This window comes from Pseudomonas sp. G7(2022) (assembly GCF_052660475.1).
In genome coordinates, this window is record NZ_CP109659.1 from 292,532 (window position 1) to 316,329 (window position 23,798).

Annotated in this window: 23 protein-coding genes; 9 read left to right on the forward strand and 14 right to left on the reverse strand. The window is 59.5% G+C overall.

Features of this window, described 5'->3' with window-relative positions:
• Positions 1-13: 13 nt before the first annotated feature.
• The 4 genes from tauA to NE357_RS01265 all read right to left on the reverse strand — a co-directional run bounded on the left by tauA (position 14) and on the right by NE357_RS01265 (position 5,960).
• Positions 14-991 (reverse strand): taurine ABC transporter substrate-binding protein, encoded by a 978-nt coding sequence (gene tauA, locus NE357_RS01250; protein ID WP_169428396.1) that lies wholly within the window; start codon positions 989-991, stop codon positions 14-16.
• 360 nt (positions 992-1,351) lie between these two features.
• Positions 1,352-2,935, reverse strand: coding sequence for a glutamate--cysteine ligase (gshA, locus tag NE357_RS01255; protein ID WP_169428397.1), 1,584 nt, complete (start codon positions 2,933-2,935; stop codon positions 1,352-1,354).
• Positions 2,936-3,252: 317 nt separating this feature from the next.
• The gene (locus tag NE357_RS01260; RefSeq protein ID WP_085733334.1) at positions 3,253-3,636 is read right to left on the reverse strand and encodes a PaaI family thioesterase; all 384 of its coding nucleotides are present in this window, start codon (positions 3,634-3,636) and stop codon (positions 3,253-3,255) included.
• On the reverse strand, positions 3,636-5,960 hold the full coding sequence (locus tag NE357_RS01265; protein WP_169428398.1) for a Tex family protein: 2,325 nt from the start codon (positions 5,958-5,960) through the stop codon (positions 3,636-3,638). The genes NE357_RS01260 and NE357_RS01265 overlap by 1 nt, the downstream gene beginning before the upstream one ends.
• 360 nt (positions 5,961-6,320) lie before the next feature.
• Here NE357_RS01265 and ompR point away from each other — a divergent pair, with 360 nt between their 5' ends.
• Positions 6,321-7,061 carry an osmolarity response regulator transcription factor OmpR gene (gene ompR / locus NE357_RS01270; RefSeq protein WP_007952694.1) on the forward strand — a complete coding sequence of 247 codons (741 nt, stop codon included), beginning with the start codon at positions 6,321-6,323 and terminating at the stop codon, positions 7,059-7,061.
• Between the two features lie 114 nt (positions 7,062-7,175).
• The gene (locus tag NE357_RS01275) at positions 7,176-8,489 is read left to right on the forward strand and encodes an ATP-binding protein (protein WP_085712711.1); all 1,314 of its coding nucleotides are present in this window, start codon (positions 7,176-7,178) and stop codon (positions 8,487-8,489) included.
• 124 nt (positions 8,490-8,613) lie between these two features.
• On the opposite strand, the gene rimK is transcribed toward NE357_RS01275, so the two are convergent.
• Genes rimK through rimA form a run of 3 tightly spaced genes read right to left on the reverse strand, consistent with a single transcriptional unit; the run spans position 8,614 to position 10,791 of the window.
• Complete coding sequence (rimK, locus tag NE357_RS01280; protein ID WP_007949201.1) at positions 8,614-9,519, reverse strand: 30S ribosomal protein S6--L-glutamate ligase; 906 nt, start codon at positions 9,517-9,519, stop codon at positions 8,614-8,616.
• Positions 9,516-9,995, reverse strand: a complete 480-nt coding sequence (rimB, locus tag NE357_RS01285) for a retropepsin-like aspartic endopeptidase RimB (protein WP_065257793.1) — start codon at positions 9,993-9,995, stop codon at positions 9,516-9,518. The genes rimK and rimB overlap by 4 nt, the downstream gene beginning before the upstream one ends.
• A gap of 16 nt (positions 9,996-10,011) precedes the next feature.
• Positions 10,012-10,791: a S6 modification regulatory phosphodiesterase RimA gene (gene rimA, locus NE357_RS01290; protein ID WP_169428399.1), complete on the reverse strand. Its 780-nt coding sequence runs from the start codon at positions 10,789-10,791 to the stop codon at positions 10,012-10,014.
• A gap of 116 nt (positions 10,792-10,907) precedes the next feature.
• Here rimA and NE357_RS01295 point away from each other — a divergent pair, with 116 nt between their 5' ends.
• On the forward strand, positions 10,908-11,315 hold the full coding sequence (locus NE357_RS01295) for an RNA-binding S4 domain-containing protein (RefSeq protein WP_169428400.1): 408 nt from the start codon (positions 10,908-10,910) through the stop codon (positions 11,313-11,315).
• 68 nt (positions 11,316-11,383) lie between these two features.
• Here NE357_RS01295 and NE357_RS01300 read toward each other — a convergent pair whose 3' ends face one another.
• Positions 11,384-12,184: a phosphatase PAP2 family protein gene (locus NE357_RS01300; protein WP_169428401.1), complete on the reverse strand. Its 801-nt coding sequence runs from the start codon at positions 12,182-12,184 to the stop codon at positions 11,384-11,386.
• Between the two features lie 104 nt (positions 12,185-12,288).
• Between NE357_RS01300 and hslO the strand changes: the two genes are divergently transcribed.
• Together hslO and NE357_RS01310 are read left to right on the forward strand one after the other, a co-directional pair.
• Complete coding sequence (gene hslO / locus NE357_RS01305) at positions 12,289-13,191, forward strand: Hsp33 family molecular chaperone HslO (protein WP_085712714.1); 903 nt, start codon at positions 12,289-12,291, stop codon at positions 13,189-13,191.
• Positions 13,192-13,372: 181 nt separating this feature from the next.
• Positions 13,373-14,914: a phosphoenolpyruvate carboxykinase gene (locus NE357_RS01310; RefSeq protein ID WP_169428402.1), complete on the forward strand. Its 1,542-nt coding sequence runs from the start codon at positions 13,373-13,375 to the stop codon at positions 14,912-14,914.
• A 172-nt stretch (positions 14,915-15,086) separates the two neighbouring features.
• Here NE357_RS01310 and NE357_RS01315 read toward each other — a convergent pair whose 3' ends face one another.
• From NE357_RS01315 to NE357_RS01335, 5 genes are all read right to left on the reverse strand, one after another.
• Positions 15,087-15,311, reverse strand: coding sequence for a type II toxin-antitoxin system RelE/ParE family toxin (locus NE357_RS01315; RefSeq protein ID WP_243433403.1), 225 nt, complete (start codon positions 15,309-15,311; stop codon positions 15,087-15,089).
• A 47-nt stretch (positions 15,312-15,358) separates the two neighbouring features.
• On the reverse strand, positions 15,359-15,802 hold the full coding sequence (locus NE357_RS01320; RefSeq protein ID WP_134825142.1) for a hypothetical protein: 444 nt from the start codon (positions 15,800-15,802) through the stop codon (positions 15,359-15,361).
• A gap of 158 nt (positions 15,803-15,960) precedes the next feature.
• Entirely contained in the window at positions 15,961-16,260 is a 300-nt protein-coding gene (locus NE357_RS01325; protein WP_169428404.1) for a hypothetical protein, read from the reverse strand.
• Between the two features lie 342 nt (positions 16,261-16,602).
• On the reverse strand, positions 16,603-17,730 hold the full coding sequence (locus NE357_RS01330) for a hypothetical protein (protein WP_169428405.1): 1,128 nt from the start codon (positions 17,728-17,730) through the stop codon (positions 16,603-16,605).
• A 102-nt stretch (positions 17,731-17,832) separates the two neighbouring features.
• A complete protein-coding gene (locus tag NE357_RS01335; protein ID WP_169428406.1) occupies positions 17,833-18,114 on the reverse strand; it encodes a hypothetical protein in 282 nt (93 codons plus the stop codon).
• A 304-nt stretch (positions 18,115-18,418) separates the two neighbouring features.
• Here NE357_RS01335 and NE357_RS01340 point away from each other — a divergent pair, with 304 nt between their 5' ends.
• The 4 genes from NE357_RS01340 (at position 18,419) to NE357_RS01355 (ending at position 23,030) form a co-directional block, all read left to right on the forward strand.
• The gene (locus NE357_RS01340; RefSeq protein WP_169428407.1) at positions 18,419-18,922 is read left to right on the forward strand and encodes a polysaccharide deacetylase; all 504 of its coding nucleotides are present in this window, start codon (positions 18,419-18,421) and stop codon (positions 18,920-18,922) included.
• Between the two features lie 383 nt (positions 18,923-19,305).
• Positions 19,306-21,234: a RecQ family ATP-dependent DNA helicase gene (locus tag NE357_RS01345; protein ID WP_169428408.1), complete on the forward strand. Its 1,929-nt coding sequence runs from the start codon at positions 19,306-19,308 to the stop codon at positions 21,232-21,234.
• 109 nt (positions 21,235-21,343) lie between these two features.
• Positions 21,344-22,567 carry a 3-hydroxyacyl-CoA dehydrogenase gene (locus tag NE357_RS01350; RefSeq protein ID WP_169428409.1) on the forward strand — a complete coding sequence of 408 codons (1,224 nt, stop codon included), beginning with the start codon at positions 21,344-21,346 and terminating at the stop codon, positions 22,565-22,567.
• Positions 22,568-22,598: 31 nt separating this feature from the next.
• On the forward strand, positions 22,599-23,030 hold the full coding sequence (locus NE357_RS01355) for an acyl-CoA thioesterase (protein ID WP_169428410.1): 432 nt from the start codon (positions 22,599-22,601) through the stop codon (positions 23,028-23,030).
• 64 nt (positions 23,031-23,094) lie between these two features.
• Here the strand turns inward: NE357_RS01355 and NE357_RS01360 are convergent, their stop codons facing one another.
• Positions 23,095-23,574 (reverse strand): glycine zipper domain-containing protein, encoded by a 480-nt coding sequence (locus NE357_RS01360; RefSeq protein ID WP_169428411.1) that lies wholly within the window; start codon positions 23,572-23,574, stop codon positions 23,095-23,097.
• Between the last annotated feature and the right edge of the window lie 224 nt (positions 23,575-23,798).

Below are 23,798 nucleotides of genomic sequence, written 5' to 3' on the forward strand. Positions count from 1 at the left end.
AGTTGACTCCCGATCAGTTGGTGATGTACTTGGCGCTGACGTACGGCGCGTAGTCCGGCAGTACCGCTTCGACCTTGCCTTGCTCCTTGAGGAACGCAGCGGTGTCGGTGATGGCTTTGGTAGTCGGCGCGCCGAGGTCACTGACCTGATCCGCCGCCAGCGGGTAGACGTTGCCTTGCAGCAGTAATGGAATGTCGCTGGCCTTGGCGCCGGAGAGCTTCACCAGCTTGTCGACGTTGCTCTGGTTGGCCAGCCAGGCTTTTGGATCCTTGCGGTAGTCGGCGTAGGCGTCGAGGGTGACTTTGGCGAAGGCCGTGACGATTTCCGGGTGCTTCTCGGCGAAGTCCTTGCGCACGATCCAGGCGTCGAAGGTCGGCGCGCCGAACTTGGCCAGCTCACCGGAAGTGATCAGCACTTTGCCGTTTTCCTTGGCCACACCCAGCGCCGGATCCCAAACGTAAGTGGCGTCGATGTCACCGCGTTTCCACGCGGCAATGATCGCCGGCGGGGCGAGGTTGAGGACGGTGACTTTCGAAGGGTCGATGTTCCAGTGCTTCAGCGCGGCGAGCAGGCTGTAGTGACCGGTGGACACGAACGGCACGGCGATTTTCTTGCCGACCAGATCCTGCGGGGTCTTGATGCCGGAGCCGTCGCGGGCGACCAGCGCTTCGGCGGCGCCGATCTGGGTGGCAATTAGAAAGGTTTCCACCGGCACCTTGCGGGTGATCGCCGCGGTCAGCGGGCTGGAACCGAGGTAGCCGATCTGCACGTCACCGGAGGCGATGGCGGCAATGATATCGGCACCGTTATCGAACTTGCGCCAGTTGATGTCGGCCTTGGTGGCTTTCTCGTAGGCGCCGTCGGCCTGGGCGACTTTCGCCGGATCGACGGTGGTCTGGTAGGCAACAGTGAGGTCGGCGGCCTGAGCCAGGAAACTCGCGGCAGCCAGAGAGGCCACGGCCAGCAGGCGAAGCGGGACATTCAGTTTCATTGAAGAGCTCCATATCAGGCGACCGAGCGTCGGCGTGAAAGGAGACTAAATGATCTAAGAATCTAAAAATAAATAACTTTTTAGAATGAGCTTATGAGCGGAAAAATCTAAGGCTCAGAGGTATTGGGGGCGTTGGAGTTCTGGGTATGGCTTGAGATCTTTTCCCCCTCACCCCAACCCTCCCGAAGCGTCGGACCGCCCCCAGGGGGGCGAGGGGGAAAGGGAGCTGATCGGGGGCTTTTCAGATCCTGAGTTCGACTCGGTATTTCACGTCGGTGCAGTTCGAGAGTACAACTCGGTCAGTCCCCTCTCCCCTTGGGAGAGGGCTAGGGTGAGGGGCTGCGATCCAAAGCCGATCGATCAGTTGCTGATCGCCAGAATGCTCGCCTGATACGACCCGACAAACACGTCGAAATCGCCGACCTCGTTCTGTTCCAGCTCAGCCTGTTGCGCCAGTGAAGAGCGCGCCAGTTCTTCAAACTTCGCTTGCTCGTCAGCCGCCAACGGCTCGCTGCGGAAGAACTCGGCGTGGGCCTGGCTCTGGCGCAGGGAGAATTGCGCGAAGCTTTCCTTGTGCTCGGCCATGGCCGCCAGCACTTGGGCCGAAGGTGTCAGGGACGAGTCCTTGACCTTCGCCAGTTGCGCGTCGAGGGCCTTGCTGTGGGCATCGCCGCCATGGCTCTGATCGAGCAACGCGGCCAGCGGAGCAATTTTTTCCAGCAGTTGCGCCGCCCATTCCTTCATGTCGACGGGTTGGCCGTCGCGCTGCAATTGCAGGCCCGGACGGCGACCTTCCTTGACCACGCTGAGGAAGTTGGAGGTGGCGTTGCCGCAGCTGATGTTGGTCAGCAACGGGCTGTCGTTCAGCGCGCAGTACAGCAGGAACGCGTCGAGGAAGCGCGACTCGGTCAGATCGATGCCCATCGGCAGGAACGGGTTGATGTCCAGGCAGCGCACTTCGACGTACTGGATGCCACGGGCCATCAAGGCCTGGATCGGCCGCTCGCCGGTGTAGGTCACGCGTTTCGGGCGGATGTTGGAGTAGTACTCGTTTTCGATCTGCAGGATGTTGGTGTTCAGTTGCACCCACTCGCCATCCTGGTGCGTGCCGATTTCAACGTACGGCGCGTACGGCGTGGCCACCGCTTGGCGCAGGCTGTCGGTGTAGCTGGCCAGGTCGTTGTAGCAAGGGGTCAGGCCGGCCTGGGCGTTGCTCTGGTAACCGAGGTCACTCATGCGCAGGCTGGTGGCGTAGGGCAGGTACAGGGTGTCCGGATCCAGCTGTTCCAGCTGATGCGAACGGCCGCGCAGGAAACCGGCGTCCAGCGCCGGCGAAGCGCCGAACAGGTACATCAGTAGCCAGCTGTAGCGACGGAAGTTACGGATCAGCGCGATGTAGGACGACGACTGGAAATCCCGGTCGGTGCCGACGAAGCCTTCGGCTTCTTTCAGCAACGGCCAGAGCTTTTCCGGCAGGGAGAAGTTGTAGTGAATCCCGGCGATGCACTGCATGGTCTTGCCGTAACGCAGGGCCAGGCCCTTGCGGTAGACGTACTTGAGCTGACCGATGTTGGAGGTGCCGTAATAGGCGATCGGGATGTCTTCCTCGGCCGGCAACGGGCACGGCATCGATGGACTCCACAGGTACTCGTTGCCGAGCTTGCTGTAGGCGAAGCGATGAATCTTGTCCAGGCTGGCCAGGGTATCGGCAGGGTCTGGCAGGGCGGGCGTGATGAACTCCAGCAACGACTCGGAATAGTCGGTCGTGATCTGTTCGTTGGTCAGCGCGGAACCCAGGGCTTCAGGGTGCGGCGTTTGGGCCAGACGGCCTTCGCCGGTCACGCGCAGGCATTCACGTTCGATACCGTGAAGGCACTGCTCAAGCAGAGAGAGGTTAGCGCGCTCGCCGAGCAGAGCCAGGCGGCGGTTGAGAAGTTCGCTCAATTTGGATTCCTTCACGCGTCAGTCGCCCCAATATGGGGGTGGGCAGGACGGTCTACAAGGGTGAAGTTGAAACTGGCGTTTTCGCCTGGTTTTTCGGGCTCTGAAGCCCCCGTTGAAGCGCCGACTTCATTCCCTGAATCTGGCCGATGCACGCGAAGATTACGCGATCCCTGTGGGAGCGGGCTTGCCCGCGAAGGCGTCGTGTCAGGCGACCTGATGCTGCCTGACACTCCCTCTTCGCGGGCAAGCCCGCTCCCACAGAAAAGCTCGACGCTGCGATCACAGCGCCGAAATTAACTCAAAATGATGAACAACATCTACAGGACAGCGAACGTGCCTTGCGCTTTTGCGACCAGTTTGTCGCCCTGCATCACGTCGGCTTCGACCACCAGCGTGCGCCGGCCCGGGTGGATCACCCGCGCCGTGCACATCACCTCGCCTTCGGAGACGGCGCGGATGTAGTTGATCTTGCACTCGATGGTCGCGCTCTGCTGATCAAAGCCGTGGGTGCTGGAACAGGCCAGCCCCATGGCGATATCGACCAGACTGAACAGCGCGCCACCGTGCAGCTTGCCGCCGCGATTGCGCAGTTCGGGTTCCAGCGCCAGGGCGACTTGCGCCACCCCGGTTTCCAGGCTGTGCAGGCGACAGCCCAACAGCTTGAAAAACGCGCTCTCGACGAGCCCGGCCGGAATTTCCATCAACGTTTCTTCAACTGCTTGGCGTTGGCGAACAGCGACGCCATGGCGTTGTTCGCCGGAGCTGCCGGGGTGCTTTCCTTGCGCGGAGCCGAACCCTGGGACTGGCGTGGCGCCGAGCCCGGACGCGAACCACGGGCACCGTCGATCTTCTCGCCCGGGGTGTCGCTCATACGCATCGACAGGCCGACGCGTTTGCGCGGGATGTCGACTTCCATGACCTTCACTTTCACCACGTCACCGGCCTTCACCGCCTCGCGCGGATCCTTGATGAATTTCTCCGAGAGCGCGGAAATGTGCACCAGACCGTCCTGATGCACGCCGATGTCGACGAACGCACCGAACGCGGTCACGTTGGTCACCACGCCTTCGAGGATCATCCCCAGTTGCAGGTCCTTCAGGTCCTCGACGCCTTCCTGGAACTCGGCGGTCTTGAACTCCGGACGCGGGTCGCGGCCCGGTTTTTCCAGTTCCTGCAGAATGTCGGTGACGGTTGGCAGACCGAAGGTCTCGTCGGTGAATTTCTTCGGATCCAGACGCTTGAGGAACGCCGCGTCGCCGATCAGCGAGCGGATGTCGCGGTCGGTTTCAGCGGCGATGCGTTGCACCAGCGGATAGGCTTCCGGGTGAACGGCCGAGGAATCCAGCGGGTTATCGCCGTTCATCACGCGCAGGAAGCCGGCGGCCTGCTCAAAGGTTTTCTCGCCCAGACGCGCGACTTTCTTCAGCGCAGCGCGAGTTTTGAATGCGCCGTGCTCGTCCCGGTGGGCCACGATGTTCTGCGCCAGGGTCGCGTTGAGGCCGGAGATCCGCGCCAACAGCGCTACGGAGGCGGTGTTCACGTCCACGCCCACGGCGTTCACGCAGTCCTCGACCACGGCGTCCAGGCCGCGCGCCAGCTTCAGCTGCGACACGTCGTGCTGGTACTGGCCGACACCGATGGATTTCGGATCGATTTTCACCAGCTCTGCCAGTGGGTCCTGCAGACGGCGGGCAATCGATACTGCGCCACGGATCGATACGTCCAGATCCGGGAATTCCTTGGCCGCCAGTTCCGATGCCGAGTACACCGATGCGCCGGCTTCGGAGACCATGACCTTGGTCATTTTCATCGCCGGGTATTTTTTGATCAGCTCGATGGCCAGCTTGTCGGTTTCACGGCTGGCGGTGCCGTTGCCGATGGCGATCAGATCGACCGAGTGCTTGGCGCACAGGGCGGCCAGGATGGCGATGGTCTGATCCCACTTGTTGTGCGGCACGTGCGGGTAAACCGTGGCGTGATCCAGCAGCTTGCCGGTGGCGTCGACCACGGCGACCTTGCAACCGGTGCGCAGGCCCGGGTCCAGGCCCAGGGTGGCACGCGGGCCGGCCGGGGCGGCCAGCAGCAGGTCGTGCAGATTGTGGGCGAACACGTTGATCGCCTCGGTCTCGGCGCCGTCGCGCAGCTCGCCGAGCAGGTCGGTTTCCAGGTGGGTGTAGAGCTTGACCTTCCAGGTCCAGCGCACCACTTCGCCCAGCCATTTGTCGGCCGGACGGTTCTGATTCTGGATGCCGACGTGCTGGCCGATCATGCCTTCGCACGGGTGCAGGGTGCCCGGCAGTTCTTCGCCGACTTTCAGCGCGGAGCTGAGAATGCCTTCGTTGCGACCACGGAAAATTGCCAGCGCGCGGTGCGACGGCATGCTTTTCAGCGGTTCGTCGTGTTCGAAGTAATCGCGGAATTTGGCGCCTTCCTCTTCCTTGCCGGCGATCACGCGGGCGCTGAGGGTGGCTTCCTGCTTCAAATAATTGCGCAGTTTGTCCAGCAGGTTGGCGTCTTCGGCGAAGCGCTCCATGAGGATGTATTTGGCGCCTTCCAGCGCTGCCTTGGCATCGGCCACGCCTTTTTCGGCGTCGACGAAGCGCGCAGCTTCGGCTTCGGGGGTCAGGCTCGGGTCGTTGAACAGACCGTCGGCCAGCTCGCCGAGGCCGGCTTCCAGGGCGATCTGGCCCTTGGTGCGGCGCTTCTGCTTGTACGGCAGGTACAGGTCTTCGAGGCGGGTCTTGGTGTCGGCGAGTTTGATTTCGCGTTCCAGTTCGGGGGTGAGTTTGCCCTGCTCCTGGATGCTGGAAAGAATGCTGATGCGCCGTTCGTCGAGTTCTCGCAGGTAGCGCAGACGCTCTTCCAGATGACGCAACTGAGTGTCATCGAGGCTGCCGGTCACTTCTTTCCGGTAACGGGCGATGAAGGGAACGGTTGAGCCTTCATCGAGTAGCGCGACGGCCGCTTCGACCTGTTGTGGGCGTACGCCGAGTTCCTCGGCGATGCGGCTGTTGATGCTGTCCATAAAACCACCTGACAAATTGTGAAAGCAGGCTCGCAGGCGCGTAAATGAAGGCCCGGAGTCTGGTGGGGCGGCTTGATGCTGGCCGCTGCCTGGGTCAAAAGGCATTCCATTGACCCGTGAAATCGAACAATTACTGCGGCGACCCGGAAAATAAAGGACGGCCACCTGCGGTAACGATTCAGACGTTGCCTGGCACAAAAGGCCGCGCATTATAACCGGCGTTCTGTCATTCGGGGGCGACGCAGTCTGTAGGCTCAAGCCCCGGTTTTCTGGCAGTGAAGGAAAAATCTGCTAACAATGCACACGGTGCGTATAACGGCAGCTACGCCATAATGCGCGCCGAGCTAAAAGGAGCATCCAATGAGCAGCACTGCACAAACTGCTGAAGGCGAAAAAATTCTTATTGTTGACGACGATCCGGGGCTGAGCAGCCTGCTGGAACGCTTCTTCGTCAGCAAGGGCTACCGTGCCCGCGCCGTACCGAACACCGAGCAGATGGATCGTCTGCTGTCGCGCGAAGTGTTCAACCTGGTCGTTCTCGACCTGATGCTGCCAGGTGAAGACGGCCTGACTGCTTGCCGTCGCCTGCGTGGCGCGAACAATCAGATCCCGATCATCATGCTCACCGCCAAGGGCGACGAGTTGAGCCGTATCAAGGGTCTGGAGCTGGGCGCCGACGACTACCTGGCCAAGCCGTTCAACCCGGACGAGCTGATGGCCCGGGTCAAAGCCGTACTGCGCCGTCAGGCCGCACCGGTGCCGGGCGCGCCGGGCAGTGAAGAAGAAAATGTCACGTTCGGCGACTACGTGCTGTCCCTGGCCACCCGCGAACTCAAGCGCGGCGACGAAGTGCACATGCTCACCACCGGTGAGTTTGCGGTACTCAAGGCCTTGGTGATGAACGCCCGTCAGCCGCTGACCCGCGACAAGCTGATGAACCTGGCTCGTGGCCGGGAGTGGGATGCCCTGGAGCGTTCCATCGACGTGCAGATTTCCCGTCTGCGCCGGATGATCGAACCCGATCCGTCCAAACCGCGCTACATCCAGACTGTCTGGGGCGTGGGTTATGTATTCGTGCCGGATGGCAACTCCACCAAGTGACGGGTGATTTGTAGGAGCGGGTCTGCGGGAAACGGTCGAAAGTGCCGCCTCCGCAGACTCGCTATCCGCAATATGCGAGCATTGCTCGCTCCTGCAAGTGCGTAGCGGTTATCCATGAAAACCCCTGTCTGGTTCCCCCAAAGTTTCTTCTCCCGCACCCTCTGGCTGGTGCTCATCGTCGTATTGTTTTCCAAGGCACTGACCCTGGTTTATCTGCTGATGAACGAGGATGTGCTGGTGGATCGCCAATACAGCCACGGCGTCGCCTTGACGCTGCGCGCCTATTGGGCCGCCGATGAAGAGAACCGCGCGAAGATCGCCGATGCCGCAACCCTGATCCGGGTGGTCGGTGCCGGTGTGCCGGAAGGTGAACAGCACTGGCCTTACAGCGAAATCTACCAGCGGCAGATGCAGGCGGAGCTGGGTGCCGATACAGAAGTCCGGCTGCGCATGCATTCGCCGCCGGCGTTGTGGGTGCGCGCGCCGAGCCTGGGGGACGGATGGCTGAAAGTGCCGTTGTATCCTCATCCGTTGCGTGGCCAGAAAATCTGGAACGTGCTCGGATGGTTCCTCGCCATCGGGCTGCTTTCGACCGCTTCCGCATGGATTTTCGTCAGCCAGCTCAACCAACCGTTGAAACGTCTGGTCTATGCCGCCCGGCAACTCGGTCAGGGCCGCAGCGTGCGCCTGCCGATCAGCGATACGCCCAGCGAAATGACCGAGGTTTATCGCGCCTTCAATCAGATGGCTGAAGACGTCGAACAGGCCGGTCGTGAACGTGAACTGATGCTCGCCGGCGTTTCCCATGACCTGCGAACACCGCTGACCCGTCTGCGACTGTCACTGGAGTTGATGGGCGATCGCACCGACCTGACCGACGACATGGTGCGCGACATCGAAGACATGGACGCGATCCTCGACCAGTTCCTCGCGTTCATTCGCGATGGTCGAGACGAGTCGGTGGAAGAGGTGGATCTGAGCGATCTGGTGCGCGAAGTCGCGGCGCCGTACAACCAGAGTGAAGAAAAGGTGCGTTTGCGTCTGGAGCCGATCCAGCCGTTCCCGCTGCGTCGGGTGTCGATGAAACGTCTGCTGAACAACCTGATCGGCAACGCGTTGAACCATGCCGGCGGTAGCGTGGACGTCGCGGCCTATGTGTCCGGCGACACCAGCGCGCCGTATGTGGTGCTGAGCGTGATGGACCGTGGGGCGGGGATTGATCCGTCGGAGCTCGAGGCGATCTTCAATCCGTTCACCCGTGGCGACCGCGCGCGGGGCGGGAAGGGCACCGGGCTGGGGCTGGCGATCGTCAAGCGGATAGCTTCGATGCATGGCGGCAATGTCGAGTTGCGTAACCGGTCCGGTGGCGGGCTGGAAGCACGGGTTCGGTTGCCGCTGGGATTGATGTTGCCAAGAGATGCCGTTTAACGGCGGATATCCTGCCGGGTCTGACGGCCTCTTCACGAGCAAGCTCGCTCCCACAGTTGAAATGCATCCCCCTGTGGGAGCCAGCTCGCGATGGCGGCCATTTGGCCGCCTCATCGCTTCAGGTCTAGCCCTTGCCTTTGGTGCGGGTCATGTTCGGCCCGCCATTCTTCTCAAGGTGTTCGATGATGATCCCCGCCACGTTCTTGCCGGTGGTGGTCTCGATCCCTTCCAGGCCCGGCGACGAGTTCACTTCCATCACCAACGGCCCGTGATTCGAACGCAGGATATCCACACCGGCCACCGCCAAGCCCATGACCTTGGCGGCGCGCAACGCGGTCATGCGTTCTTCCGGGGTGATCTTGATCAGGCTGGCGCTGCCGCCACGGTGCAGGTTGGAGCGGAATTCCCCGGGCTTGGCCTGACGCTTCATCGCCGCGATCACCTTGTCACCGACCACGAAACAGCGAATGTCCGCGCCGCCCGCTTCCTTGATGTATTCCTGCACCATGATGTTCTGCTTCAGGCCCATGAATGCCTCGATCACCGACTCCGCCGCCGTTGCAGTTTCACACAGCACCACGCCGATCCCCTGGGTACCTTCCAGCACCTTGATCACCAATGGTGCGCCGTTGACCATGTCGATCAGGTCGGGAATGTCGTCCGGCGAGTGGGCGAACCCGGTCACTGGCAGGCCGATGCCACGGCGGGAAAGCAGCTGCAGCGAACGCAGTTTGTCCCGGGAGCGGGCGATGGCCACCGATTCGTTGAGCGGGAACACCCCCATCATTTCGAACTGACGCAACACCGCGCAGCCATAGAACGTCACTGATGCGCCGATCCGCGGGATCACCGCGTCGAAACCTTCCAGCGGTTTGCCGCGATAGTGGATCTGCGGTTTGTGGCTGGCGATGTTCATGTAGGCGCGCAAGGTGTCGATCACCACCATTTCATGCCCGCGTTCGGTGCCGGCTTCGACCAGACGACGGGTGGAATACAGACGCGGATTGCGCGACAGCACAGCGATCTTCATGCAACACCTGTGGAGGAGGTAGATACCGGGAACACCGGCTTGTCTTGTACATACTTGATGCCCGGATTGACCACCAGCTGGCCGTCGATCAGGGCTTTGGAACCGAGCAACAGGCGATAGCGCATGGACTTGCGGCAGGCGAGGGTGAACTCGACCGGCCAGACCCGATCACCGAGGGCCAGGGTGGTGCTGATCACGTAGCGCACCTGGGCCTGGCCGTTGGAACTCTTGATGGTCTTGCGGGTGACCAGCGGCGCTTCGCAACGCCGGTGGCGCAACTGCACCACCGTGCCCAGGTGCGCAGTGAAACGCACCCATTTCTCGCCGTCCCGTTCGAACGGCTCGATGTCGGTGGCGTGCAGGCTGGAGGTGCTGGCGCCGGTGTCGATTTTCGCCCGAAGGCCCGCAACTCCCAGATCCGGGAGCGCCACCCACTCGCGCAGACCGACAACGGTCAAATGGTCAAATGTCTTCAATGGAAAAAACCAACAATTAACGCGCCCACGCTGCAGGGGAAACCTGAGCTAACGCTTTGAATGCAGGCTTGGCGAACCAGAATCCCTGCATCAGAAATATTCCACAATCCGCCAGGAAATCCCGTTCACCAGCGCTTTCTATGCCTTCGGCGATGACTGTAACGTCCAACTCCGCACAGATTGTGACAATCCCCCGAACGATAGCCTGACGAATACGGTCACGGTCGATATCGCGGATCAGCGCCATGTCGAGTTTGATCAGGTCAGGCTGGAAATCGGCCAGCAGATTGAGCCCCGAATAGCCGGCACCGAAATCGTCGATAGCCGTCTTGAAGCCGAATTCGCGGTATTCACGCAGAATATTGGTCAAATGGCGATAGTTATCTACGTGCTCGCTTTCCAGGGTTTCGAAAATCAGACGGTCGATCGGGAAATTGTGTTTCCTGGCAGCCTCCAGGGTGCTGCGAATGCATAACTCTGGACGATAGACGGCGTTGGGCATGAAGTTGATCGACAAGTGTGTCTGCATATTAAGCGCGGCCGCGCCTTCGATGGCGCGAGTCCGGCAGAGTTGGTCGAAACGGTAGCGGTTGTCTTCTGTAACCTGGTCCAGCACGGTTAACGCGCCTTCACCGGCCGGACTACGAACCAGCGCCTCGTAGGCGTAAACCGACTCGTCACGCAGATCCACGATGGGCTGATAAGCGAAGGAAAAATCGAAGCCCAGCGGCTCGCTTTGCTGGCAGCCCAGGCACCCGGATCGGGGCGAGGTCAATGAAGACGGAAATTTGGTCACTCGATCACTCCATGCCGTTGAACCGGCGAAGATCACAGTTTATCTGGAGGGCCGGATCCTTGCGCCCGACAGAATCGGTAGTACAGTTCCGACTACTGGCTGAACGAGGAATTCATATGGCGCAAAAACAGGAAGAGGACGACAAGGTCCGTCTCGATAAATGGTTGTGGGCAGCGCGTTTTTATAAAACACGGGCCTTGGCCAAGGCTGCGATCGAGAGCGGCAAAGTGCATTGTCGGGGAGAGCGCTGCAAGCCTGGCAAAGAGCCACGCATTGGCGACGAATTCGAGATTCGCACCGGCTTCGAGGAAAAGACTGTAGTGGTCCAGGCCCTGTCGATCGTGCGTCGTGGCGCGCCGGAAGCTCAGACACTGTATGCGGAGACCGAGGCCAGTATCGCCAAGCGCGAGGCGGCTGCGGCGATGCGCAAGGCCGGGGCGATGGGCGTGACCACCGATGGCAAACCCAGCAAGAAGCAGCGGCGGGATCTGTTTAAATTTCGTGGGAACAGTAGCGGCGAATAAAAAATCGCAGCTGGCCGGTCCTGACTCAAGACCCGTCAAAGGCTGCGATTTTTTTCAGTGGTCGTCGATTATCGTGCGGACACGATGGTCATCCGCGAAATCACCGGCAACTTGCCCAGCAGCCCGAAAATCGGCGCCGTGACCTTCAGCCAGAAATTCGCCGCGTGATAGGCGAACGGCGTGTAGTAACCCCAACCCAGCGCCCACACCGCCAGCAGCAGACCACCGATGTAATCGTCCTGGCCCCAGTGTGCGCCGGCTACCAGACGCGGCAGCATGAACAGCAGCGCCAGGCCCCAGATCGTCAGGAACTGGCCGGCTGAACGACTGAACACCCCCATGAACAGCGCCCAGATCAGCAGCACCGAAGCGTGGTCACCGGGGAAACTCTGGCTTGAGCGATCCTTCAGCTCAAAGGCCTTCTCCAGATGCGGGAAGTAATCGCTCATATGGACGGCGCCTTCGAGCACCATGGAGGGACTGTTGTGCTGCCAGCCCATGTGATCGGCGAATTTGGAAAACAGCGCGCGGATGACCACCATCAGCAGCAGGATCGAGAAAAATCCGAAGAAGGCGCGACGTACATCAATCGCCTTGAAGACCCAGTCGCCCTTGATCAGCAACGTCAGCAGAATCAGTCCGACGACAACATCGAACGGGCGCAGACTTGCAATTGCCCAGATGTGGAGCCATATGGGGTTGCTGGCCAGCGGAGTATTGAGTGAGCGGAACAGCCACTCGTCGAAAACCACACACAGCATCTGGCCTGTAGGCCATAACCAGAAAGCCAGTAGTGCCAATGGCACCGTATTGCACAGAAGCAGCCGGCCGAGGTTCCACCTTGATTGGAACAAACCCGGATTGTTCATAAAATGCCTCCCGTGGCTGAACACAGGCATCAAAATGGATGCCAGAAGCGCGGGATTTTCATTCTTTGTAACCATTTTGTCATTAAAATCAGATACCTAAACCTATGACCGATTTCCTCGATACCGATTACACCCAACGCTTCATCTTCGATGACAGCGACACGCGCGGCGAACTGGTGTCGCTGGAACGCAGCTACGCCGAAGTGCTCGCCAAGCACCCGTACCCGGAGCCGGTTGCGCAATTGCTGGGCGAATTCATGGCTGCCGCGTCGTTGCTGGTGGGCACCCTGAAATTCGATGGCTTGCTGATTCTTCAGGCGCGCTCCGAAGGCCCGATCCCGCTGCTGATGATCGAATGCTCCAGCGAGCGTGAAATCCGTGGCCTAGCCCGTTACGAGGCTGACCTGATCGCCCCCGACGCGACCCTCGCCGACCTGATGCCCAACGGTGTTCTGGCCCTGACGATCGACCCGACGGTAGGCCAGCGTTACCAGGGTATCGTCGACCTTGACGGCGAAACCCTTTCCGACTGTTTCACCAACTACTTCGTCATGTCCCAACAGGTCGGCACCCGCTTCAAGCTCTGCGCCGATGGTCGTCGCGCCCGTGGCCTGCTGCTGCAGCAACTGCCTGCCGATCGCCTGAAAGATGAAGAAGAGCGCGCCGCCAGCTGGCAGCACATCACCGCGCTGGGCAACACCCTGACCGCTGATGAACTGTTGAGCCTGGACAACGAAACGGTTCTGCATCGTCTCTACCATGAAGAGCAGGTCCGTCTGTTCGATGTGCAGAAACTGCGCTTCCACTGCAGTTGCTCCCGTGAGCGTTCGGGCAATGCTCTGGTCAGCCTGGGTCTGGAAGATGCGCAGCAATTGGTGGCCGAGCAGGGTGGCAGTGTCGAGATCGATTGCCAGTTCTGCAACCAGCGCTACCTGTTCGATGCGGCGGATATCGCTCAATTGTTCGCTGGCGCGGGCGTCGAGACGCCGTCAGATACCCGGCACTAAAACGGTTCAGCGCAGGTAAATTCACTGCTCAACGACGGAATAACGCCGTTACGACGGGAGGGCCCTACTCTTTTTGGGCTTTTCTGGCATAATCCGGCCCACTTTTTTCGCGGTAGTAGTGCACGACTTTCTACTACAAAACGTTTGGAGCACACTCGGCCACTGGCCGACGGGGAACCTCATGACGCAAGCCAATAACGCCGTGTACACCGATCTGAGTGTTGATGATCTGGTAAAAGAAGCCCTGAAACGCGGTGAAGGCGAGCTTGCCGATACCGGCGCTCTGGTTGTTCGCACCGGTCACCGCACCGGCCGTTCGCCAGTCGACCGTTTCATCGTTGAAGAGCCTTCCACCCAGGCTGCCATTGCCTGGGGCCCGATCAACCGCAAGTTCCCGTCCGACAAGTTCGACGCGCTGTGGGCTCGTGTTGAAGCATTCAACAACGCGCAAGAGCATTTCGTTTCCCACGTGCATGTAGGTGCGGCCGAAGATCACTACTTGGCCGTGAAGATGACCACTCAGACTGCCTGGCAGAACCTGTTCGGTCGTTGCCTGTTCATCAATCCGGCCCAGTACAACCCGGCCGGTCGCGAAGAGTGGCAAGTGCTGAACGTCGCCAACTTCGAGTGCGTGCCTGAGCGTGACGGCACCAATTCCGACGGTTGCGTGATCATCAACTTTGCCCAGAAGAAAGTGCTGATCGCCGGCATGCGTTACGCCGGTGAAATGAAGAAAGCCATGTTCTCCGTGCAGAACTTCCTGCTGCCGGCCGCTGACGTGCTGCCAATGCACTGCGCTGCCAACATCGGCGAAGAGGGCGACGTGACCCTGTTCTTCGGTCTGTCGGGCACCGGCAAGACCACCCTGTCCGCCGACGAAAGCCGTTACCTGATCGGTGACGACGAACACGGCTGGGGTGAAGGTGTTGTGTTCAACATCGAAGGCGGCTGCTACGCCAAGTGCATCGACTTGTCCGAGAAGAACGAGCCGGTCATCTGGAAAGCCATCAAGCACGGCGCTGTGCTGGAAAACGTCGTGATCGACGACGCCAAGCACGCCGACTACGCCGATGTCAGCCTGACCCAGAACAGCCGCGCAGCCTACCCGCTGGAGCACGTTGCCAAGCGTTCCGAGAAGAACCTGGGCGGCGAGCCCAATGCTGTAATCTTCCTGACCTGCGACCTGACCGGCGTCCTGCCGCCAGTGTCGATCCTGAACAACGAGCAGGCGGCCTACCACTTCCTGTCCGGCTACACCGCACTGGTGGGTTCGACTGAAATGGGTTCGGGCAGCGGCATCAAGTCGACCTTCTCCACCTGCTTCGGCGCACCGTTCTTCCCGCGTCCGGCTGGCGAATACGCTGAGCTGTTGATCAAGCGCATCAAGGGCTTCGGCTCCAAGGTCTACCTGGTCAACACCGGCTGGACCGGCGGTGGCTACGGCGTCGGCAAACGCTTCAACATCCCGACCACCCGCGCCGTGATCGCAGCGATCCAGAGCGGTGCATTGATCGGTGCTGAAACCGAGCACCTGGACACCATCAACCTGGACGTGCCACTGGCCGTACCGGGCGTCGAAACCAACCTGCTCAACCCACGCAACACCTGGGCTGACAAGGCTGCGTACGACGAAGCTGCCAAAGCACTGGCCGGTCTGTTCATCGAGAACTTCAAGAAGTTCGACGTGAGCGACGCGATCAAGGGTGCCGGGCCTAAGTTGTAAGGCTTAGTTCTGGTGAATGAAAAAGCCGCCTCTTGAGGGCGGCTTTTTTGTGGGTGATTGGTTGGACTTCGTTGTCAGATCAACTGCCATTATTCCCGCAGAGTCCGCGCTAAACAGCCAGAATAATGCTACTTAAGGAGCCTCGAACTCCTAAGCATTTTTTCTCCAGCCATCATGGCCATTGCCGTCTGGTATGCAGCACTCGCAGCACTTCCACAACATCAACTTTGATTGCGTAGATGATGACGTAGTTTGGGGTGACGACGATTTCGCGGGTGCCTTCCGCGATACCTTTTCGGTATATGGCTGGGTGCTGGCGAGCGCTTTCTCCTTTCAGTTCGAAAACCTCATCGAGCTCAATCGCTGCAACGGGATTTTCCTGTCCGATACGCTCCATGATGTTGTCTCGGTCATCCAGCGCCTCTTGGCGCCAGACTAACCTCATCAACGTACTCGCTGACGCAGGGCATCACGCTTGGCGGCAAATATCCTGCGAGCGTCTTCATCGCTGACGCTGGGTCTTGGGTCATCAATGCTGATTTGTACCTGTTGCTTGACCCATTCTTCATACGCAGCGGCTTCATGAGCTTGCTTCATCGCTTCGGCGCGATCAGGGCGAGCATAGGTTTTTATTTGAAGAGGATCATAACTGGAGGCGTCCACATCGAAGTGATTGATACCCACTCCTTGCAGGTATGTCACCAGTGTTTCGAACCGCTTGAACAGCCGCACCTGACCACTGCGCTGTGCTGCCAGTGAATACTCTTTGCTTCCTTGCTGAACTTGAATCGACCAGCCACCGGGCTTGGCGACGATATGTGCGCTACTGATCGAACCGTTCTCAAACAGTCGCGTGAGAGTGCTGTGATCAATGGTTTCAGTGGTCATGAAAGCAAGCCCTTGGTTGAACAATGGCTCCCATCGTACGCAATCAATAATAGTTTGCAAAATCCAGATCCTTAAGTTTTGCGTCGGAAATGTCAGCGTCAGTGTTTGAGATAGAGGCAGGCAGTTCTAGCCATGAACACGCCTGCCTGAGGAGTTCGTTAGGCCGGGGCTTTCCAGCTGAGCATTTTCTGCTGGGCGACTTGCAGCAGGTCACAGCCGTCTTTGGTCAGCAGGTAGAGGACGTGGGTGATGTGCGGGATGTCTTCGACGTCGGCGTGTTTGAAGCAGAGGCAGTAGAGGGTTTGCAGCAGGTCGCTGGAGGCACGCAGGCGCTGGACGGCGCATTCGAGGATGTCTTGCGGGTTGGCATCGGTGTCGATGACCAGGGGCTTGGTGTCGGTGAGGTTGGAGTCGACGGGGCGGTAGCGATCGGAGTGGAGCTCGTTCCATGATTTCATTTTTTCTATCTCTGTAGGCATCGATTAACCGCTGCTACCGTGACCAAGCGGTGGAGGCGGACTGTGTTCAAGTTGGTCAAACCGGCAGAGATAACCCGGTACGCCGAAGCGTCCCAAACACAGCCCGCCATAAAGCATGCCGACAGAAAGAGCTCGGCAGCATACAAGGGCATGTATCAGTTATCTCTGTTTTTCAGGTGACCAAACCTGAATCGCTGATTGGGCAGCGACACTCACAACTATAGATTTGGGCTAACAGGCACCGATAGAAGACAAGGCGCCGCTGCCTGTAGGAACGGGATGCAGATCCGGGCAGGCCGTTCCTACAGATCAATCACGGTTTCAACGAATCGCCCGATACGCCTCAACATCCAGCACACTCGTCGTCAGCCCGCTCGCCGGGGTGTAGATCGTGCCTTTTACCGTCGAGAACGGAACGCCTTTGCTGCCCAGCGAAACGTAGCGTTCGCCTTGATCCAGTTCGGTGAACCAGGTGTAGGAGCACTTTTCCATGGCCTTGTATTTCGCTGCCGCATTGACGATGGCGGCGGCATGGTTGCGAAGGTCGGCGTCGGAGAGGTTGAGGTTTTTCTCGAGGACGGTGCCCCAGCGTTTCAGGCAGACCTCTGCAAAGTGGCGGACGATGAGACCCGGTTCGGCCAGCACTTTGGGACCACTGTTGCCATCGGCGGAAGCGTTGCCGACCAGGGTGGCGTGACGGCCGGACATGGGGAAGATGCTGGTCTTGGTGCTGGTCGCGGTTTGTGGGATGACGCAGCTGAAGCCTTTGGATCGTTCGTCCCGTGCATAGAAGCCCACGTACTCTTTTACGTTGGTGTTGAGCTTCACCCGGTGTTCCTGAAAGTTACCGATACCGGGCACGGGATCAATGGCGAAGATATTCACTGGAATGTTTTTCAGCGCAGTGTCGTTGAACATGGCATTGGCCAGCATGTGGCAACTTATGCCGCCACGGCTCCAGCCCACCAGATTGACTTTTGTTGGAATGACACCGTCCTTGCGGAAAGTTTTAATGATCTGCTCCTGTAACTTCTGTTGCGTGATGCTGCGGTCGCCGTAGTTGTACTTGCGCCATAGCCACGAGCCCTCGACTTTTACATCTTCAATGGGAATGCCTGCCGCTTTGAGGCGGTTATATTCTGCTTCGGTCAGTTGCTCGCGCTGCCAGTCGCATTTGCCTTTGATGATGTTCATCGCGTGCTGGACGTTTTCCTCCCAGCCCTTGCCGAACAGGGTTCCGCTGAGGCCATAGTCCTTGGATTTGGTGAACAGGTCATCGGCCTGCAGGTTACTGGTGCCGGGGCCATCGACCACGATCCATTCGGCGAACTCGCGACCAGAGTGATGGGAGGCAAGTGTGGAGACCAGTTCGCCATCCCAATAATTTTCGTGGGTGTTATCAAACTTTGTCGAACCTGTACCGCAAAAGAAAATAGTTAGCGTAGTCATGTTGTTGCTCTGGGTTGATGAAAGAGCAAACAGGCTAGTTCTGAACTTCGCAGTAATGGAAGTGAAGGGTTGTTTCGAACTTTGTAAGTTTGGCTGGTGGCGTTAATTATTTATTCGTTGTCTTGCAACTTCCAGCAAGTCGCAGCCGTCCTGCGTCAACAGATAAAGCGCATTGACGATGTTGGGGATGTCTTTGACATCGGCCTGTTTGAAACACAGGCAGTAAAGAGTTTCCAGCAGGTTGTTGGCCGCCCGCAGCCGCTGATCGGCGGCATCAAGGAGATCGCGGTGGCTCGCTTCGGTATCAATGATCAGCACGGGCGTTTCGCTATAGCTGGTTGTGAGTGCGCGGTATCGGGTGTTTGACGGTTTGAACATGTTCATGATCGGGGTGTCTCCTTTACGAAGTCGCTGTGGCGGGCCGACACAGTGTTTTCAGTCGCGCCGGCCACTATAGAAGGGTGCCCTCGAGCGGGACAAGACAGCCGCGATGGACAGAATTCGTAGGGGTTTTTCCGGGGTTCGGGCATTTGCCCTACGCATTTTTGCGGTGTTTTCACAGCCAAACCCTGACGGAAGAAATTTCCCACGCGTTTGTCGGGCGATTCCCGGTAAACCTCTGTATGGTGCGCGCCAGAATCCGTAGGGCGTTTCCAGACGTCCGACACACGCTTAAAGGGAATTAGGTATGCAGTGGCTACGAATGGCCTCGATCATCTTGCTGTGGGCCAGTGGTTGTCGTTTGACGGTGGCCTCCGACACGGGCAATGGGCTGGCGCTGGCCAACCTGGAGCGCAGCGGTTGGCCCGATGCACTCACCACTCAAGCCAACATTGACACAGCTTCCCGCGCTGAAGTGTTGATCTTCGGCAAGGCTCTGCTGGCGAGCGAAGCGCTGGACGAAACGGGACTCAAACAACGACTGGGCGTGCAGCAAATGCAGCTCAAGTCGATCCGACAAGTGCGCGACGGTCTGTGGGATCGCTTGCTCCATACCTATCGCAACGCCAGTCAGAATTGCGACGAACAAGCGTTTTGCCCGCGGGTGCGCAGCGTCGCCGACTTGCGTCAGTTGGCGGCGGCATTTACGGGCGATATCAGCCCGGCCCATGCACTGTGGGCGAGCAAGAGCCTGGACGTGCATGAGCGGGTACTGGATGAGCAATTGCGGGTGGCCGTCCTGCGGCCATAGCGCTTTGGCGGGTGTCAGGTTGAAGAGGTTTCACCCGTTGTCACGGCGGAAGCCCAGGGCGGTGGAAAGTTGTCGGGAGAGGGCGTACATCCACCCAGTAACAGGGATGCAAGGATCAGGGCGAAGGGCAGTTTCAAAGGCTTTGACATGTTCACTCCTTGATAAAAATCCATGGGCATCGGCCGTCCTGGCTCGAGGCGTGACGGACATTACCTTCAGGTCGATTCACGCGGCGATGAACAAAGTGTTTCATTTGTTTGATCCCGTGGCGTGGCCGCCGACGCTGTATCATCCCGTATCGATTTGCCCCCCGACCTTTTCTCGATTCGCTGCGATCGCCCGCTAGGCTGTTGGCATCACGGCGGTCAACGGAGTGACAGCGAATGCACAACACCCTGGAACAGGTTTTCGGTTATCCACAATTTCGACCCGGTCAGGAAGCGGCAATCAGCGCTGTGCTGGCCGGGCGCTCGGCGGCGGCGATTTTTCCCACGGGTTCCGGCAAGTCCCTTTGCTACCAGGTCCCGGCGCTCCTGCTGCCGCACCTGACGCTGGTGGTTTCGCCGTTGCTGGCACTGATGCAGGATCAGCTTGAGTTCTTGCGGCGCCACGGCATTTCGGCGGGGAGCATCGACTCGGCACAGAGCCGCGAAGATGCCAACGACGTGATGACCCGTGCCCGTTCGGGCGAATTGAAGATTCTGATGATTTCCGTTGAGCGCTTGAAGAACGAGCGCTTCCGCAATTTTTTGCAGCAGGTGCCGATCTCGCTGCTGGTGGTGGATGAGGCGCACTGCATCTCCGAATGGGGCCATAACTTCCGGCCCGACTACCTCAAGCTGCCGGACTACCAGCGCCAGTTCAACATTGCGCAGACCTTGCTGCTGACTGCCACGGCAACGCCGAAAGTCATCGCCGACATGCAGGCGAAATTCGCCATCGCCGCCGAGGATGTGGTGACCACCGGTTTCTACCGGCCCAACCTCAATCTGCTGGTGGAGCCGGTACGCGGTGAGGACAAGCGTCGACGGCTGGTGCAGTGGATGGCCGAGCGTGCGGGTCAGCCGAGCATCGTCTACGTCACCCTGCAGAAAACCGCCGAATACATCGCCGAGCATCTGGAGCGCAATGGCATCCAGGCCGAGGCTTACCACGCCGGGTTGCCCCACGAACAACGTGAAGCGATCCAGAAGCGCTTCATGGGCGGGCAGTCCAATTGCATCGTCGCCACCATCGCGTTCGGCATGGGCATCGACAAGAGCGACATCCGCAACGTGGTGCATTTCGACCTGCCCAAATCCATTGAAAACTACAGCCAGGAAATCGGCCGCGCCGGGCGTGACGGGCAACCCTCCGACTGTCTGGTGCTGGCCAACCGCGACAGTCTCAATGTGCTGGAAAACTTCGTCTATGGCGACACGCCGGAGCGCGACGGCATTCGCCATGTGCTGGACGAGTTACAGACCGCTGCCCCTGAAGGTCAGTGGGAGTTTTTACTCGGGCCGCTGGCGGATCAGAGCAACATCCGTGCGCTGCCATTGAAGACGTTGCTGGTGCAACTGGAGCTGCGAGGGCTGATTGCCCCGCGCTACGCGTATTACGCCGAATACCGTTTCAAATACCTGCTGGAGCCCGAGGCGTTGCTTGAGCGTTTTGAGGGTGAGCGCAGGGATTTCGTCGCGGCGATCATCCAGACTTCGAGCCGCGCGCGGACCTGGGCCACGGTGAATTTCGAGGCGATGTATTCGCAATATTCGGCCGAGCGAAATCGTGTGGTGAAGGCGCTGGATTACTTCCAGGAGAAGGGCTGGGTCGAGCTGGAAAGCAAACAGATGACCGAGGTCTACAACGTGCTGCACAGCGCCTTCGACAGCCAGGTCCTGAGTGGCGAGTTGCATGATGACTTCTCCCGCCACGAACAGGCCGAAGTGGCGCGGATTCACGCGATGCTCGAATTGTTCGCCACCGAGCGTTGCCTGGGCCACCGACTGGCGGAGTACTTCGGTGATCACAATGCCCCCGAGCATTGCGGGCATTGTTCGGTGTGCCACGGGCAGGTCGCCCGGCTGCCGTCACCTCCGGCGTTGCCGGCGCTTGTGGATAAAAGTTTTCCGGCGTTGTGCGGCGATTTTATCCACAGGCATGAGCAACTGACCGGCAGCGTTCCTTCGGCGGAGCGGCTGACGCGGTTTCTGTGCGGGATCAGTGTGCCGCTGTTTACCAAACTCAAGGCGCGAACCATCTCCGGGTATGCGGCGCTGGAGGACTACCCCTACGCGGACGTGCGGGCGTGGGCTCAGGCGCATCTCTGAGGCATCGAATCCATTTGCTGAATGTCGATCATCACGGCAATAAACTTCAAAAATGCCCGGTGGCTGACTATGGTGAAGGCTGTCTTTGGATCGCCCACAAGAGAACAACATGAGCCAGACATCCTTCGAAATTCAGCGGGCCGCCGTGATCGGCGCCGGCACCATGGGCCGTGGCATTGTCATGTGCCTGGCCAACGCCGGCGTGTCAGTGCAATGGGTCGACAACAATCCACAGATGCTTGAGCAGGCGCTGAAGACGGTGGCCGATACCTATGCGCACAACGTGCGTCAGGGGCGGATCGATCAGGCCGAGGCTGATGCGCGAATCGCCCGGGTCAGCGCGGCGGCGGATTATGTGGCGATCCGCAACGTCGACCTGGTGATTGAAGCGGTGTACGAGAACCTCGAGCTCAAGCAGAAGATCTTCCGTGAGCTCGATGGCGTGCTGAAGCCAGAGGCGCTGCTGGCGAGCAATACTTCGGCGCTGGACATCGACGCCATTGCCGCCGCGACACGGCGGCCGACTCAAGTGCTGGGCCTGCATTTCTTCAGCCCGGCGCACATCATGAAACTGCTGGAAATAGTCCGTGGCGCGCAGACCTCACCGGCTGTGCTTGAAGCCGCTCTGGAGCTGGGCAAGCGCATGGGCAAGGTCAGTGTGGTGTCGGGCAACTGCCACGGTTTTATCGGCAACCGCATGCTCCATCCATACGTGCTCGAAGCGCGCAAGATGTTGCTCGAAGGGGCGTATCCACATCAGATCGATGCGGCGTTGCAGAGTTTCGGTTTCGCCATGGGGCCGTTTCGCATGTACGACGTGGTCGGCATCGATCTTGAGTGGCGTGCCCGCGAGCTGGCCGGCAAAGGGCAGGACGCGCCCGAGGTTCAGGTGGATAACCGCTTGTGTGAACTGGGTCGCTTCGGTCAGAAGTCCGGCAACGGTTACTACCATTACGAACCAGGCAGTCGTCAGGCCGAGCATGACCCTGAAGTGGACGCACTGGTGTTGAGCGTCAGCGAAGGTCTGGGATTTCATCGCCGTGAGATTGGGTCCGAGGAGATCCTTGAGCGCTGTCTGCTGGCGTTGGTCAACGAGGGCGCGAAGATCCTGCAGGAAGGGATTGCCGAGTCGGCGCATGACATCGATCAGGTTTACCTGAACGGCTATGGCTTCCCGGCGGAGAGGGGTGGGCCGATGGCCTGGGCGGACGATCAGGGGCTGGCAGATATTCACAAGCGGCTGCTGGCGCTGGAAACGCGGCAGGGAGATCAGTGGCGACCGGCACAATTGATTGGCGAGCTGGCGGCGCGAGGAAAGGGTTTTTACCTTTAGACTGAGCCGATCACTCAAGGAATCGACACTGATGTCCAACCCGATGCCGCAACGCGCCGATTACCCGCATTTCCAGCCGATCACCACGCGCTGGCACGACAACGATGCCTATGGCCACGTCAACAACGTCACCTACTACAGCTTTTTCGATACGGCCGTGAACACCTACCTGATTCAGGTCGGTGGGCTGGATATTCACGATGGCGAGGTGGTGGGGTTTGTGGTGAGTTCGTCTTGCGATTACTTCGCCTCGATTGCGTTCCCGGACTTGATCGAAGTCGGCTTGCGGGTCGGCAAACTGGGCAACAGTTCAGTGCAATACGAGCTGGCCGTGTTCAAGACTGGCGAGCATGAAGCCTGTGCGGCGGGGCGTTTCGTGCATGTGTTCGTTGATCGTGCATCGAACCAGCCGGTGGCGATCCCTGCGGGTTTGCGCGGAGCGCTGGAACGGCTGGCGATCTGACAGGCAAAAAAAATCGCAGCTCGGGGGAGCTGCGATTTGGCTGTACCGGCAACGAGGTCAGGCCTCAGTCGCGGTAGTAGCGGTGATGCTTGCGATGGCCGTACGCGTGGCCACGACCACGGTGATCGTCGCGGTAGTAGCGACCACGGTCACGGCCGCGATCGTAATAGCGGTCTTCGCGATTGCTCTCGTTGCCCATGTAGTTACCCAGCGCGCCACCGGCGCCGCCACCTGCTGCGGCGCCGATCAGGCTGCCGGTGGTGCCGCCCATGCTGCGGCCGACCACGTTACCGCCGGCTGCGCCCAATGCACCGCCAATGGCGGCTTCGCCACGGCTGTGTTTGTTGGCGCCCACCGCGCTACCACCCGCGCCACCCAGGGCCGCGCCAATGGTTGAACCTGTGCTGCCGCCTAAAGACTGACCGACGACCGAGCCAAGAACCCCGCCCAATGCGCCGCCCACACCTGCTTCGGTGGTGCCTCCGGCAGAAGCGAAGCCACTGACCAGGCCAAGGGACAACAAGAGAATCTGGGAGAACTTCATAGAGGAGCCTCAAAGGGATGACGGCGCGATCCTGAGGCTCTGCAATGGACGTGACAATCGAAATCCGACGAATAGCACCACCTGTATACAATTCTGCAAGCTACTGATTTTTGGGTGGAACTTAACCGTTTTTCGCCGGTCTTTAACTACTTCGGACAGGCCGCTTTGATCACAAAGCGGCCTTTTTTGTGGGCGGTTGAAAAGTGTTCGCGCAGGAAAAGATC

Bases quoted from the DNA above. Each gene is read 5' to 3' on its own strand.
- NE357_RS01345 (WP_169428408.1), top strand. From the start codon at position 19,306: ATGCACAACACCCTGGAACAGGTTTTCGGTTATCCACAATTTCGACCC.
- NE357_RS01340 (WP_169428407.1), top strand. From the start codon at position 18,419: ATGCAGTGGCTACGAATGGCCTCGATCATCTTGCTGTGGGCCAGTGGT.
- NE357_RS01320 (WP_134825142.1), bottom strand. From the start codon at position 15,802: ATGACCACTGAAACCATTGATCACAGCACTCTCACGCGACTGTTTGAG.
- NE357_RS01265 (WP_169428398.1), bottom strand. From the start codon at position 5,960: ATGGACAGCATCAACAGCCGCATCGCCGAGGAACTCGGCGTACGCCCA.
- tauA (WP_169428396.1), bottom strand. From the start codon at position 991: ATGAAACTGAATGTCCCGCTTCGCCTGCTGGCCGTGGCCTCTCTGGCT.
- NE357_RS01275 (WP_085712711.1), top strand. From the start codon at position 7,176: ATGAAAACCCCTGTCTGGTTCCCCCAAAGTTTCTTCTCCCGCACCCTC.
- NE357_RS01325 (WP_169428404.1), bottom strand. From the start codon at position 16,260: ATGAAATCATGGAACGAGCTCCACTCCGATCGCTACCGCCCCGTCGAC.
- NE357_RS01315 (WP_243433403.1), bottom strand. From the start codon at position 15,311: ATGGAGCGTATCGGACAGGAAAATCCCGTTGCAGCGATTGAGCTCGAT.
- NE357_RS01360 (WP_169428411.1), bottom strand. From the start codon at position 23,574: ATGAAGTTCTCCCAGATTCTCTTGTTGTCCCTTGGCCTGGTCAGTGGC.
- NE357_RS01310 (WP_169428402.1), top strand. From the start codon at position 13,373: ATGACGCAAGCCAATAACGCCGTGTACACCGATCTGAGTGTTGATGAT.
- ompR (WP_007952694.1), top strand. From the start codon at position 6,321: ATGAGCAGCACTGCACAAACTGCTGAAGGCGAAAAAATTCTTATTGTT.
- NE357_RS01335 (WP_169428406.1), bottom strand. From the start codon at position 18,114: ATGAACATGTTCAAACCGTCAAACACCCGATACCGCGCACTCACAACC.
- NE357_RS01350 (WP_169428409.1), top strand. From the start codon at position 21,344: ATGAGCCAGACATCCTTCGAAATTCAGCGGGCCGCCGTGATCGGCGCC.
- NE357_RS01300 (WP_169428401.1), bottom strand. From the start codon at position 12,184: ATGAACAATCCGGGTTTGTTCCAATCAAGGTGGAACCTCGGCCGGCTG.
- NE357_RS01295 (WP_169428400.1), top strand. From the start codon at position 10,908: ATGGCGCAAAAACAGGAAGAGGACGACAAGGTCCGTCTCGATAAATGG.
- NE357_RS01355 (WP_169428410.1), top strand. From the start codon at position 22,599: ATGTCCAACCCGATGCCGCAACGCGCCGATTACCCGCATTTCCAGCCG.
- hslO (WP_085712714.1), top strand. From the start codon at position 12,289: ATGACCGATTTCCTCGATACCGATTACACCCAACGCTTCATCTTCGAT.
- NE357_RS01330 (WP_169428405.1), bottom strand. From the start codon at position 17,730: ATGACTACGCTAACTATTTTCTTTTGCGGTACAGGTTCGACAAAGTTT.
- rimK (WP_007949201.1), bottom strand. From the start codon at position 9,519: ATGAAGATCGCTGTGCTGTCGCGCAATCCGCGTCTGTATTCCACCCGT.
- NE357_RS01260 (WP_085733334.1), bottom strand. From the start codon at position 3,636: ATGGAAATTCCGGCCGGGCTCGTCGAGAGCGCGTTTTTCAAGCTGTTG.